6 protein-coding genes are annotated in these 16034 nt (G+C 35.0%); all 6 read left to right on the top strand.

Going from position 1 to position 16034, the window contains the following annotated elements; all coding sequences use genetic code 11:
* Window positions 1–2: 2 nt before the first annotated feature.
* Window positions 3–794: an MBL fold metallo-hydrolase gene (locus tag GY065_RS02430; protein WP_174832957.1), complete on the top strand. Its 792-nt coding sequence runs from the start codon at window positions 3–5 to the stop codon at window positions 792–794.
* Window positions 795–2638: 1844 nt separating this feature from the next.
* Window positions 2639–4993: an SdrD B-like domain-containing protein gene (locus GY065_RS02435; RefSeq protein WP_174832958.1), complete on the top strand. Its 2355-nt coding sequence runs from the start codon at window positions 2639–2641 to the stop codon at window positions 4991–4993.
* 1283 nt (window positions 4994–6276) lie between these two features.
* The gene (locus tag GY065_RS02440) at window positions 6277–6867 is read left to right on the top strand and encodes a rhodanese-like domain-containing protein (protein WP_174832959.1); all 591 of its coding nucleotides are present in this window, start codon (window positions 6277–6279) and stop codon (window positions 6865–6867) included.
* Window positions 6868–6905: 38 nt separating this feature from the next.
* On the top strand, window positions 6906–10709 hold the full coding sequence (locus GY065_RS02445; protein WP_174832960.1) for an Ig-like domain-containing protein: 3804 nt from the start codon (window positions 6906–6908) through the stop codon (window positions 10707–10709).
* A 118-nt stretch (window positions 10710–10827) separates the two neighbouring features.
* A complete protein-coding gene (locus GY065_RS02450) occupies window positions 10828–14895 on the top strand; it encodes an RHS repeat protein (RefSeq protein WP_174832961.1) in 4068 nt (1355 codons plus the stop codon).
* A 523-nt stretch (window positions 14896–15418) separates the two neighbouring features.
* Window positions 15419–15805, top strand: a complete 387-nt coding sequence (locus GY065_RS02455) for a hypothetical protein (protein ID WP_174832962.1) — start codon at window positions 15419–15421, stop codon at window positions 15803–15805.
* Window positions 15806–16034: the final 229 nt, after the last annotated feature.

Raw genomic sequence — 16034 nt, forward strand, 5'->3', positions numbered from 1 at the left:
CTATGACACAGATTACCGTTACTGTACTTGGCTGCGGCAGCTCATCCGGTACACCGGTTATCGGGTGTAACTGTTCTGCATGTATCAGCACAGATCCCAAAAACCGGCGTACCCGTTGCAGTGCTCATGTACAGATTGGTGAACAATACTGGCAAATTGATACTGGCACTGATTTTTATCATCAGGCCTTACAACATAAGCTGCAGCGTATCGATGGGGTGCTTTATACTCATCCGCATGCAGACCACCTTAACGGCATTGATGATTTGCGTGCATTTTGCTACAGACAACGTGCAGCTATTCCTGTTTACGGACACCATGACACCTTGTCCAATATTCAGAACCGTTTCGATTATGCCTTTCTGGAACAGAATAACCATTGGAACCGGCCGGTATTACGTGCATATGAACTGCCATTGAATCAAGGTAAGAATAGCGTTTTGACTATTGAAGGTGTACCTGTATGGCACTTCGGTGTACCGCATGGTAGTTGGACAACCAGTGCCTTTCGTATTGGCAACATCGCCTGGTTTACTGATCTTAACCATATAGATGAATCTATATTTCCGTACTTAAACGGACTGGATTATCTCTTTCTCGATTGCCTGATGGATACCCCATATCCAAGTCATCTGAGTACCGAACAAGCTTTTACTTATGCTAAGCGTATCAATGCCAGACAAACTTATTTCATTCATATGACTCATAATCAGGAATATTACGCACTTAAGCATCGCTGCCCCAAAAACTGCACACCGGCTTATGATGGTATGGTGGTAAGCAGTCATTATTAATTTTTTTATTAAGAATAGTCTAACTTTTACAAGTAGAAATTTTTTGATTGCAAATAAATTTTTATTATTTATCTTATCGCGGATTACTAATTTATTTGTTTTAACAGGCTCAGTATCAAAATATTTTCATTTATACAATTTTTATTGGATTTGTCTTGCAATTAATACTTTCTTTATCACTTGCTAAATACAGTTACCTGTATTCTTAGAAAATAAAATTGATACGGTATTGCTCTGATAAATAAACGGATTATGGTGTATTGTTCTAAGAGCTGAAAAACAGATTTAATACCTGAATAATCAAAACACAAATGTTAATGATTTATCTGAAAATACACTAAAATTATAAACGATAAATTGAACAAATTCGCTCAATATATCTCTGTGCGCTTGATATCAAATGATTGCTCTGTTACAGAATATAATCATTCTGATTAAAAGCTTTATGCATCGGATGTATCTTAAGACATTACCGTACTTTTTTAACAATCATGCTGATACTCATTTTATAGGCAATATCAGTGTCAGAGTAGAGGAGTTGGTGTGAGATATATATGATGTTTCTTCTGATAATAGACAAAACGCACTTTTTTACCGATATAAGTAATATAAAAGACACATTCACAGTGTAATTTGGTGAAGGTCTTTAATTTAACTTCTAAGGTATTAATACAGGATGTATTATCTGTCTAGAATTAATGAACAGGATTGATGGTATGGATTAACACTTGCAAAATATGTTAAAAACAGAGTATAGTAAGAAAAATATTTTAAAATTTAATCGTGTGATACAGATATTTATAAATACATTGTTTCTGAATAATGTGATTTTAGAAATTTACTTTTAAAGTTGTAAATGAATAAAAGAGAAATAACAAGGAAATGGAGTTTAATTTTAAATTATCGGTATAAAAGACTTAAATAAGTTCCGGATGAATTAATAATCATATTTAATATTTGAGTTATTGACACAAAATTATATTTTTATTGAAATCATTTAAATTATCTTGGTCAGATGAATAAATATCTGATTAAGTTTCAAATATTGCTGATATCACTGATTAAAGATAAAGTCAGTATTTAAAAAAGCTTTATATTTAAAGAAATAGATGTCTGTTTAATTTTAATGTATATTTAATATGAATATAGCATTTATTTATTGGTTATTTTAACTTTGAATTAAATAAATAGTATTAGCTTTTATGGTTTGCTGCAGGTATTAATATCATTGTTGAGTTTGAATTAAAAGTATTTGTATTATTATAATACTTGAAATAAATAATATTTTGCTCACATATATTATCTATTTTGCCTGTATTTACTTCATTAATCTGCATAATTTAAACAACTGACGCGCTTTTATTAAGCTTTGGTTGTTATATTTAAATTTTTTTCTGACAGGATGTAACACTGCTGTCAGCGTAGTTAGTTGTTGCTCTTAAATGACAAGTAATTAACTGAATTGCAATAATAGCATTATATAGCTAATGGAATCCGCTTATACTTTAGAATTTATTTGGAATAATTATTTATAAGCATTTATAAGTAATTATCTATCTGAAAATTACAATAAGCATAACTTACTTAAATAATAGAACATACGGATATAAAAATGGAGATTAAGAGAAATTTAAAGATAAATTAAATCTGAATTTAAATAATAGATTAAAGGGAGAGTAAACAGATAATTGGATGGATATATGAAATTATTGAATACAATATCTGTAAATTCAACAAGATAAATAATGATACGTGAAGGTTAAATAATGAAGGCTAACCTATTAAAATACTTTAAAGGGTTTTGCCATATACTGACTCTGCTGGCATTTTTTTTCTGCAGCATAATGCCCGCCAGACCAGTATTTGCGCAAGATGCAGAATGTGCAGAAGTTAAAATAGTAATTGAGCAAAAGTTATCTTTTGAGCGGCAGGCATTTGATGCACGAATGCTAATTAAAAATGGTTTGGATACCAGACTGAAAAATATACGAGTTGAGTTAGTTTTTACTGACAAAGATAATCAGCCGGTTGAGGTAACCCAAAAAACTGAGGATGATGAAGCTAAATTTTTCTATCGGATTAACTCCTTGTCAGGAATAGACAATATTAACGGAACAGGACAGGTAGCTGAAAAATCCAATGCGGATATTCACTGGCTGATTATACCGACCTACGGAGCAGCTAAAGATAAAGATACGCTTTACAACATTGGTGCTAAGCTGACTTATGAGCTTAATGGTCAGGAGACCACAGTAGATGTTGTTCCAGACTATGTGGTAGTGAAACCCCAGCCATTACTGTCACTGGATTACTTTTTACCTGGTGAAGTTTACGGAGATGATCCATTCACGCCAGAAGAAGAACCTCCGGTTCCGTTTGCTTTGGGTGTACGCATAAAAAATGAAGGTAAAGGTATTTCCTATAAAACCATGATTGATTCTGCTCAGCCCAAAATTGTGGAAAATAAAAAGAATCTGCTAGTAGATTTCAGTATTCTGGGCAGTTATATAGGAAATCAGCAGGCAGGTAAAAGTTTGTTACTAAATTTTGGTGATATAGAGGCGGGTGCTGTAGCTGTCGGTCGCTGGAATATGACAGCCAGTCTGTCAGGTACATTTACGGATTTCAAGGCCACATTTACTCATGCCGATACTTTAGGCGGAGCGGTTACCAGTCTGTTAAAAGCTACGAATACACATACACTGATCCATGATGTAAAAGTAGATTTGGCCAGCAGTGATAATATTACCGATTTTCTGGCACGTGATGGCGATGCCTTACGCCTGTATGAGTCTAATGGTGTGGACACTAATGTAACTGATCAGAGTAATAAGGCTGATTTAAAAGAAATCAGCAACAGTTACCAGCTAACTTTTCCTGCATCTAAAGGGTTTGTTTATGCAAAAGTACCCGATCCTTTTCATGGCAGCCGACAACTGAAAAATGTTGAGCGATCAGATGGTAAGCACTTATTAAATGATAATGTCTGGTTATCCAAATCCCGTAATGAAGATCTGTCATGGTCTTATTATGTGAATGTATTTGATCATGATTCAACTGGTAAATATAATTTGTTTATAAAAGGTAGCGTTCAGGATCAGGCAGTGATAACCGGTACAGTATATAATGATCTGGATGCAAACGGATTGTTGAATAATGATGAACCGGGATTGAATCATATCAAAGTTGTCCTGTCCGGACAGGATAATGCCGGTAAGCGCATTGATCGGGTTGCTTATACTAATGAGGCAGGTAAATTTATTTTCGAAAAATTACCTGCAGGTGACTATTCTGTCTGGGTTGTCGATGTAGAAGGAATGATTGATGGTCCTGCTGTTGCTGGTAGCGCCGGTGGTAATGCTGTTGCAGGCAAAATTGAACACATTGTGCTATCAGATGATATGCATGCAGACAATAATCTGTTTGCGAAGCAAAAAATTAGCCAGCCTCCTGCAACCGATAATGCCGACATTTCTATCAGTGCTCAAGCAGTCGAATGGAACAATTCATTACCTGACGATACTGCGCAAGTATTGATCACGATTAGTAATCACGGACCTGAAATTGCAAACAATATTTATATTCAGCATGATTTACCTGAGAATCTTGAAATTACTGATCAGAAAGTTGTGGCAGGAAACTATAATACTCAGGATAAACGTATTGATAAACTTGCTTCAGGTGAAAGTACCATACTATTATTGACAGTTAAGATAACTGGGGGTGATAAGGCAAGCCAGTTCACTACGCATATACTCAGTCAGACTAATGATCCTGATTTAAGTAATAATCAAATTAGTATTCCGGTTTTACCAGGAAAGGCAGATGTTGAGCTTGAAGTTGAAAAATTGGAACGCGTACCAACATTGCCTGCAGACAGCGTACAATTATTATTAACTATCAGTAATAATGGCCCGGCTGATGCTCGTAATGTTTATTTGCAAACTGATTTGAGTTCTGATATAGAAATAACCAGTCAGAAAGTTTTGATGGGAAATTATCATATTAAAGATAAGCGGATAGACAGGCTGGCAGTAAATGATGCAACTATATTGTTATTAACAGTAAAAGTAACTGGTTCCGATGGAAATGGGAATTTTGTTGCCCGGGTAATAAGTCAGCTTACCGATCCGGATAAAAATAATAATACAGTTACATTTCCTGTATCAGTAATAAATCAGGCAAAGCCTGTACATTAAATGATGTATTTTATATATGGTTTCTGATTAAAATAAAAAATCGTACTGTAAAGTACGATTTTTTTTATTTTCCAAATTTAAACAAAAAATATATACAATAAACCAATTATTTAAAATTTGTATTGAAAATTATTTGCCTGTAAAGAATAAGGTATGATAATATTAACCAACAATTTAAATTAATTCTTCTTTTTTAGAAAAGCAACACTGATACATTAATCTGATACTGAAAAGAATATTGAACGCAAAATTCAAAGTTCTGAAATATTCTTATATTTATTTGGCTATTTAGATTAATAATTACATTAGTTAGTAGATTGCTGATTTCTGGTAAATAAATCTACAATTATTCAAATATTTATTGTCGCATTATTTTGTCTGAAAAATAATGCAAAATGGATAATATATAAAATTATCTCCTATAGTATTTATCAGATAAGTAAATTAAACCTGTTAATGATTCCGAAAGCTTATGGAGTACTGAAAATTTTATTTTGAGTTCAGTAGAATTAATATGAACTGATATTGGATAATATTTAAAAAGCTGATAATTACTGTTTAATGTAATTTTGTACTGATATATAAATTAATACCATTAAACTTAATTTGGGTACGAATTTTTATTATATGAAATATGTCAGCAGAAATAAATATTATTGAAATGCTTACTAAAGTGAAACTGGATGATCTTTATTAAATAATTCATATGCAAAATCTTGGATGGAAATATCAGTATTTTGTATTTATAGCATTTTAAATACTGTTGAAAATATAGAGGTTTAGATTTTTAATTTATATTTCAATCTTTTGTCTACAAGAGTGGTAAGGAAAAATAATCGAATTGATGGCTGTATGCATTATGAGAAGAAAGCAATATAAGCTCAGAATCAGCTCATAGATTATTAAGACAACTTTTCAGACTAATAACCAGTTTATATCTATATATATATAAAATTTAAATATTTTATCCAGATAGTAATCGGTGATTAAATAATAAATAAAAAGAATTAGTTATGCTTAGATTTAGTAAATTTTTTATCCTTATGTGCTTATTAGTTATCTATAAAACACTAATATTCGCACAAGATATTTCAGCATGTCAGAGCAATATATCTGATCCCGTAATATCGCCTGAGGCTATCAAATGGCCAGATAACCGGAATAAACAGCAGCTGGATAAAAATTTCTGGCTGACAATGAATGAAATAAGCAAAAAGCAGCCGGATAATATTATTTGGGTGGATGTCAGGTCAGGAATAAAAGAACAAAATTCCGGATTAAATATGTTGACCATCCCACTTAACCAAATATCTGAAGCACGCTTTTTAATGGATAAAAACGTAATTCTGGTTGGCAGCGGCTTTGATCAGATTCCGATAAATCAGACTATTAATTATTTAAGAAAAAAAGGCTTTAAGCGTATTTTTGCTTTAACTGGCGGTATATATGCCTGGGATAACCAGCAAAAATCAGTGTCACTGCACCAGCAGGAAATTTCACCGGAAGATTTTTTATCCGGAGGAAAAACCATACACTGGCAAATCATTTCTATAGGTTTAAATACCGAACAATTGTCTGTACTACCAGAGCAGCCGGTTAAACAATTTGCACTTACCCAAAATACAATTTCAGAATTAAATCAGTTTATACAAAATAATTTTACCAACAAAAATGCTTTTATTCACTATGTATTAATTGGTACAGATGAACAGACTATTAAATCATTACAACAGCAAATTAAACTTAATAATTCAGCCAATATTGTATGGCTGAGAAGCGGAATAATTGCATATCAGCATTATGTACAACAACAAATAAATTTAATTAACCATACTGGAAAAAGTTTATCCAGACCTTGCCGATTAACCATATAGCTTACTTAAGGAGTTCTCTGAATAATGAGGGGTATAAGATGAATATTTATCAATACTGGAAAAACCGGTTTCCCGGTTTAAGCCGAACGGAAAGTTCAAAACTTAAAAACAAACAGAAAAATGCATTTGTAATGATTTTCTGTGCATTATGCACTATTGCATCTGCATCAGGCTATGCCGGAACAGATACCCATTTAAATGGTGATAATATGGTAAGTGGTGCATTGCCTATTGGTTTTGAGTTTAATTATTATGGCAAAAAATATAATAAATTTTATGTCACTACTAATGGCTTGCTGCAATTTGACAAACCTAAGAAAAATTATATCAATGCTTGTTTACCAAAAATTAATAATACGCTGTATGTATTCTGGGATGATTTAGTTACCAATGTTCCCGGTAAGCCTATGGGTAATATCAAATATGAAACTCAAGGGGTGGCTCCAAACAGGCAGCTGATAGTTCAATGGACGAATCAATATTTTAAAAATACGAAGAATCCTCAGCCTATGGGTACATTTCAGGCTATCCTTTATGAAGGTTCAAATCAGATTAAATACCAATATAAGTCTTTAACTGATGAGCGCAGCAGGGGTAACAGTGCAACTATAGGCATACAAGGTACTCGACCAAATACTGTCCAGATCGGTTGTAATAAGGCTGATACTATTCGATCAGAACAGGCAATCTTATTTACGCCCAATGGTAATTCAACAGCATACACTAAGAATGAAAATGCTGAATATGATTTCATTGATATTTCAGATTTAATCCCTCCGTCACCACAGCCTGTTGCCACTTATAGCAATCAGCCTCCGGCCTGGTCATGGAAAAATACTGATACATTTAATACATGGGAAATCGAGATTCAGGATACTGCCGGAAATTCTGTGCATAAAGAAGTGCTGAACCATGTGAATCGGTTTACTTTCGCTGATGGTTTACAGGATGGCAAGTCTTATCGTGCCCGTATAAGAGGGAGTATTAATAATGGCGCTAGCTGGGAAATGTGGTCTGCATTATCTGCTCCAACCACAATTGATACTGTCAACCCAGTTATTGAACTGAATAAATTCAACCGTATTAATAGCAATACTGTTCAAATTAGTTACAGCAGCAACGATAATTTAAGTGGGGTTGCTTCTGTACATTTGCAGATAGCAAATAATCCTGAATTTAATAATCCTTTGATTGATAAAGATATTAATGCTCAGGCTAATAGTGTGCAAATTGATAATGTGCCTTCTTCAGGTATTTTATATGCACGTCTGAATGCATTGGATAAGGCAGGTAACAGCTCTGGTTATACCAAAGCTACTGCTATTATGATTGCACCACCTGTACTTATTAATCCGGTTACTCAGGCAAAGATTAAAACCTCTTTATTAAAAGTTCAGGGTACGGCTGAAGCAGGTAGTAAAGTACAACTATATTTAAATAATCAATCGATTGGGAAGCCTGTAATAACGGATGAACAGGGTAATTTTAATCAGGATATCCGGTTATCTGAAGAAGGTAGCTATCGCTTGCATGCCATTGTGATAAATGGTTCTGCCAGCAGTGAACCTAGTGCTCCTGTAATATTTGATTTCGCTTTACCTGTACCTACAGGAGCAATCACAACACCCGGAGAAAATCAGACTCTTTCTGCCCCTATAGATATTCAGGTAGATGCAGCAGATGAACTGGGGATTGAAAAGGTAGAGCTGTTTATTGATAACAAACAATTTGCAGCCCTGACCGAGCGTCCTTATCAGGCACACTGGCCGCTTACTATGCAGGATAATGGCAGTCATGAATTATCAGCAAAGATAACCAATACCAGTGGCAAAACCATAACCAGTACACGTACTGTAAATGTTAAGATTGAACCGCCGGCACCTCCGCCTATACCTTACAGCGGTAAAATAACAGCAATTAGCCCTGCCATCAGTTATGGTCCTCAGCCTGTTACAATTTCCGGTCTGGCACTATATCGTGCTGATAATACTGCTGCAGCAAATGTACCATTGAAGCTGGTTTTAAATGTAAAAGGTTTTGAGCGAAAAATTGCTGTTGCCACAGATGAAAATGGTAATTTTTCCTATACTTTTACTCCGCAGGATTCTGATTCCGGTACTTATCAGATTGGTCTCATTCATCCTGATGAAAAAACAGTTATCAGTCAGGGTAGCTTTGCAATTAACCGGATTGCATTCAATATTCAGGGGTATCAGCTTAAGGCACCGCGTACCATTCCAACCCCGATAACCGTAAATGCTACGGCCAGTACCGGTGCTAAAAAATTACGCTGGGTACTTGCAGCTGAGAATCAGCCGGATGGCGTATTGCCGCAAGGTATTAATATCGAGTCTGAAGCAATTGATATTGCGCCCGGACAAACACGTTCTACAACAATTAAATTTACTGCCGATAATAATGCTGCAGAAAAGGGGAGCTTATATCTCGTTGCATTTGCTGAGGATTCAGGAGATTTAGTACGCGGAAAACTGCAGATTAATTATCAGCTTGGTCAGCCAATGCCTGATTTGTATGCTTCTCCGACCTATATCCAGACTGGTTTGAAGCAGAATACAACAACCACGGCTAATATTCATATCGGCAATAAAGGTTTAGCAAAAGCCGAAAATGTTCAGGTAGAGCTGGTAGATGAGCAGGGTAATCCAGCACCGGAATGGGTATTTATTGCCAGTGACAAAAATATTAATGCAATTGCGGTTGATGAAAAAGTACCCGTGCAAATCATGGCTCAACCGGACAACAGCATAGCTGATGGTATTTACAATTTTATTATCAGAGTTTCCACGGGTGGAAAACTGTCGGGCAAGATTCCGGTAAGCATTTCTGTTACCCAAAGCGGACAGGGTATTGCATATTTTGATGTGGCTGATATTTACACGGCTACACTGGATGCAGAAGGTCAGCCCATTAAGGGGGTTAAAGGTGCAACCATTAAATTACAGAATGATAATGTTCTAACCGAACAATATACACTCATTACTGATAAAGATGGTATTGCTTCATTAAGTGAATTGCCGGCAGGTATTTATCGCTACCGTGCCAGTGCACCTAACCATATGGATGCCAGTGGCCGGATTGTAATTAATCCTGATAGTACTACTAATCAGCATATTTTTCTTGAATATCAGTTAGTTAATGTAGAGTTTGGTGTAACTGAAACTTCGATTAAAGATGTCTATGACATTAATGTTAATGCCACCTTTAATACACAGGTACCGGCACCGGTAATTTTGCTGGAACCTCTGTCGATTAATCTGGGTGCTATGCAGATAGGTGAAGAAAAAACCGGAGAGATTACAGTAAGTAATTATGGATTAGTTCAGGCAGAAAATGTTGTTTTAAATTTGCCTAAAACCGACTCCAGATTCAAATATGAATTTTTCGGAGAAGTACCCAGCGTGCTGAAACCAAAAGAAAAAGTAGTTATTTCATATAAAGTTACTGCTCTTGATCCGAAGCAGCCGACACTGTTGCGATCCAGAAGTGCTACGTTGCCTGATTTATTGCGCTCAGCACCTGATAATAATGAAGGGGATTGTACGTTTTATGAAGTTAGCTATACAGAAATCCATCAGAGTGAATGTGCCAATGGGGATATCTCCAAATATATGAGTACTGGCCGATTTTTTCAGTATACCGGTAAAAAATGCTCTGCCAATGGTAATGGCGCGGGTTGGGGCAGTGGTGGTTCATCAGGTAGTAACAGCGGAGGATTTGTCAGCAGTGGCAATATTGGTTCACCGGCAGCCGTGCCCATGACGGGGGGGTGTGCACCTGATACTCCATGCAGTACAGGTGGTTCAAATAGCGGTTCCAGATAAATTTTAAAATGTTAATTAAAAATTTAAATACAAGGGTTATAATAGGATGGTAAAAAATATCATACAACTTAGTAATAGGTTAAAGAAATTCCAGTCCCGAGTTAGCAGCTGCATTTTTATGCTCATTATGGCATTACCACAAATGGTTTATGCCAGCATAAATAGTAGCAGTGACCAAAAAATATCAGGTATAAGCAATTCTAAAGTAAGATTACCGAATGCCGAGTATACGGAAAATGCTATTGATATGCGGGTTAAAGTATTAGGCGGCGAGGTTAAACTCAACCGTACATGGGAAAACGGACGCTGGTATCTAAATCCAGCATGGGCAGAATTGCGCTTTGTACTTGATCCTTTAGACAATAGTGTTAAAACTATTGATCGTGCCGGCACACTGTATCAGCGTAATGGTACAGCTGACCTGTACACGTTTAAAAAGGTGTCAATTCAAAAAGTCGATAGCGGCTGGCGCTGGAGTGATCAGCAAGGAAACTGGATTAATTATGACAGTAAAGGAAGACCACTGGCTTATGGTAATGCCAGTAACGTAAAGGTCAGCTTTGAACTGGATAAAGAAGGTCGGCGTACTGCTATCAAAGATAATAATAATGAACTGGTTTACAGTCTGGATTATGACAATCAGGATCATCTGATTAAAGCCACCGATCGCAGCGGGCGCAGTGTTAGTTACAGCTGGTCCGGGGATAAGTTGACTAAAGTTACCGATGTTATGGGTAATGTGTGGAAATATGGTTATGACCAAAATGGTCAGTTAAACAGCAGAACTGATCCTGATGGCGGAGTTACCAAAATTGATTACGTTCAGTCTGTAAAATCATTCAGAGTGGCTATGGGTAGTGGTATGAATGGTGGCGGCATATCGCAAAGTACTGTTGTCACCACCGGAGCAGCCGATCATGAAAACAAACTGGCCAGAGTAGGAAAAGTTACCACTAAAACTGGTGCAGTAACAATTTATAACACCGAATATAATCGCATTAATAAACAGTATACTATTACCGTAAGCGATCCTGCTGGTCAAAAAACTGTTACTGTGTTTGACAGCGATGGTCGTGTTTTATCAGAAAAAGTTGATGGTAATCTTACAGCCAGCTATCAGCGTGATACTGTTAATAATATTGTTAAATACACTGATGAACGCGGTCAGATAACAACGACACAATATAATCAAGCAGATTATCCGCTTAAAATTACTTATCCAAACGGAGCAACTGAGGAATATCAGTACAATCAGGTGAATAAACTTGTAAAATTTATCAATGCCAAAGGAGATAGTGTTAACTTTGAATATAATGCTGGTAATCAACCTACTAAAATTATTTACGCAGCAGGAAAACCAGAGCAACGAATAGTTAAATTTGATTACGATAATTTTGGCCAACAGACTAAAGCAGTCGTTATTGGTAGTGAAGGAAAATCTATCAGTCAACAGCAAAGTTTCGACCGGTACGGTAATGTATCCAGTTATACAGATGGGAAAGGTCAGCAGTATCAATATAGTTATAACATTCAGGGACAGCCTACGGAAATAAAAGATCCTTTACAGCAGAAGTGGGTACTGAATTATAATCATGCTGGTTACACTTCCAAAATAACCAATCCGCTTAACAATACTACTAGTATTAAAAATGATGCTTTTGGTCGTACAGTGCAAATAACGGATGCAAAGGGTAACAATACTAACTATAGTTATCAAGATACACCAAAAGGAAGAGAAGTTAAAGTTATCAATGCCCTCAATCAAGTCACTACCTTTCACTATGATCAATTTAGCCAATTGACCAAAATTGTCACTCCTTCTGGGCTGGTAAGTGAACTAAACTATGATAAAAAAGGCAGGCTAATTCAATATTCTGATTATAGTGGTAATCAATTTAAATACAAGTATGGTCTTCAAAATACGAGTGATTCTGGGTTATTGACTCAAATTATCTATCCTACGTATATTGAAAATTATAATTACGACATAATGGGTAATATCACTGGTGTAGGACAACAACTAGATAACAAAACTCAGTTAGATGCTCATAGAACTTATGATCAGTTGGGTCAGATTATTAGCCATACTGATGCGGCTGAACATACCAACTATAGCGAATACAATGCGTTAGGTCAAATAACAGCGGATATAAATGCACTATCCGATAAAACTCTGTATCAGTACGATCTGTTCAACAACATTACTAATTTTACTGATCCTAATGGTAACCAGTATCGCTTTACGTATGACCAAAATAATAATTTGATTAAAGGGACCAAAGCTCTTGGTAATGATGTTGAATACAGCTATAACAATGCCAATCAGCTGATAGAAGAGAAGCAGACAAATGGTAATCGTGTAAAGTACCAGTATGATGCAGTGGGTAATATTAGCCAGCAAAGCTTTATTGCTGCAAATGCCGATAATGCTGAACAGACAGTTAACTATCAGTATGATGCCAATAATCAATTAATAGATGCGCAGCAAAGCGGTATTACCAATAGTCATTTTACCTATCAGCGTGATGCATTAGGGCGGGTGGTGCAGGAAGATATCAGCTATGGTGACATCAAAAATACTTTGAAATATAGCTATGATGCAGATGGAAATCTGGCAAGTATTACTTATCCGGATAACAGTACAGTAAACTATGTCTACGCTAATAATCAGTTGCAAAAAGCTGTGCTACCTAACGGAGAAGAAATTAACTGGAGTAATTACCAATGGTACAAGCCAGGCAAAGTTACTTACCCGCATGCAGTACAAACAAATAGTTATGATGCTTTACAGCGGCCTGTACAGATTAAACTGGTTAGTAACGATAAAACCTTACTGGAACGTAACTACAGCTATGATAAAGTAAGTAACATAAGTCATATTCAGACAGAAAAGGGTAGCAGCAGTTATCAGTATGATCAGCTGGATCGTCTGACTCAGGTAAAACCGGAAAGTGAAACCACAGAGCAGCAAGCTGAATCGTATAGCTACGATGCAATCGGTAACCGTACCGGCAGTGCTCAGCAACCAGGAGAATGGCTGTATAACAACCAGAACCAATTGATTAAATGGGGAGAAGGAAAAGAGCAGACTAACCTGACTTATACCCCGAATGGACAGCTGTCTACAGAAGAGAATGCAAATAAAAAACTCAGTTATAGCTACAACGCAGCGGAACGTTTGAGTAAGGTCAGCAATGACAATGGTGAACTAGCTCGATATGAATATGATCCATTTGGGCGTCGTATCAGCAAAACAGTACATGGTGAAACTACATACTATATTTATAGTAATGAAGGGCTTATAGCTGAATTTGATCAAAATGGTAGAATGCAGGTAGCGTACGGATGGATGCCTGGTAGCGATTGGGGAACAAAACCATTATGGCAGTCTAATCTAAATGTTGGACAAACTCTGAGAAATGCTAATTATCACTATTTAGTTACGGATCATTTGGGTACACCGCAACTGGCGATAAATAGTAATGGTAATCAGAGCTGGAAAATTAATAATGATGCATTTGGAAATGGTAAACTAGATGTAAACAACCAAATTATTATGAATTTACGTTTTCCAGGACAGTATTTCGATGTAGAAACTGGATTGTCATATAATTATTTTCGAGATTATGATGTAAAAACTGGAAGATATATTCAAAGTGATCCGATAGGATTGGAAGGAGGAGTAAATACTTATGCATATGCTAATGCAAATCCAGTAGCTTTTTGGGACCCATTTGGACTAGAGGGGCAGGAAAAAGTGTTTGATGAAGAAGGCTGTAAAAAATTAAAGGAATTAATAGAATTTGATGATCAGTGTACAAGCCCTCTTTGTGTAGTATTTTCGTATAAATATCATGCGCTTAATTTTGTTTGGGGTGAGAATGATTCAGCTGGTTTAAATAAGCCATATCCAAGTATAGGAGGAGATGTTGATATTGATTGGATGCTGAGATCTTCTTTCTATGGTATGGGTAGATTTCCAGGAGTTGCCTTAGCTGCGCACACAGGAGGTAAAATAGTATGGAATATAGTAAATGGTTCAAGACCTACACAGAATATGGAAGCAGAAAGGCATAAAAACGCACCGGCTGCAGCTTATATGTGGCTAAAAGAGGGTTTAAGGCTACGTGAAATATTTGAGCCTTCAATTAAAAAATGTCATTGTGATTATAATATAAATATATAGTATATAATTAAGCTTAGATTTTTTAATCTAAGCTTAATTATAATAAAATTAATTTATTTTTTTTTATTAAAAAATTGAAATTTTCTTAATAATATTAAATTTAATATTGGATTATAATACTAAATAAGCAAATCAAGAAGTTATGCATAATAATTCACAAGTAATAATTTTTTCAATATTTTTATAAGAGCATTAAAAAAATATAAATATAAATCTTTTCTGCCTAAATTAAAAATCCTTGAAAAGATAATGATATATATCATTAAGTATAATATTATATCGGTAAAATCTGAATTAGGTACTATTTTTTTGTACTCATATGCTTTGATTAGTGAAAATAAAACTCATGAATATAAAGATTATAAAACAAAAATTATTGAGATAAATATAAAAAAACTTAATGAAAATTTATCTAATAAAACCCCAAATCAATGAGATAATATGAACATACAAAATAGTATTTATGAAAATTACAAAATAATGGGATAGTCAAATGAAAATTTAATTCGAATTTAAGGGATTTTTGTACGGAACTACATTAAAAAATCGAGCTACAGGAGGAGTTGATATTGCTAATCTTATATTAGCAGACATTAATGCTACTTTAAATTTATATGCATCTGCGAACGGCTCTCTTTATTTGGAACAATATAAGCAGAAAGGTATCGAACCTTATCAATTAACTCTTTACTCACAGAATCAGAAATATATGGTGATGTTTGCATATTCAATTGTAGGAGAAGATGATGAAATCAGAACTTTTGATGATTCGACTTGCCCCAATATCATGGTAGATATGCTTGGTGATGAATGGAGTAATGCAATGATAGTCGACGATTTTAGTCTGGTTAGAAGAGCTTTTACTGAATTTTATTTAACAGGTGATACTGATTGTGAAATAATTTCTTAATGATTAATAAACCGGTTGATCGAGTTTTTTAGTTGAAAAATTCACTAAAAAATTAATATTGAATATTAATAATATAATATCCTCAAATCTCCTAAAAATATATTCAGATACTCTCGTTATCAAGAGTCATTGGATTTTAAGGTAAATAAAACAGAGTTAATTAGAACCTAAATCTGAAATATAGCTATTATATTTAATAATCTATATGAAAATTTTTAGATAATTGACA

Source organism: Snodgrassella sp. ESL0323, assembly GCF_013346865.1.
Classification (GTDB): Bacteria; Pseudomonadota; Gammaproteobacteria; order Burkholderiales; family Neisseriaceae; genus Snodgrassella; species Snodgrassella alvi.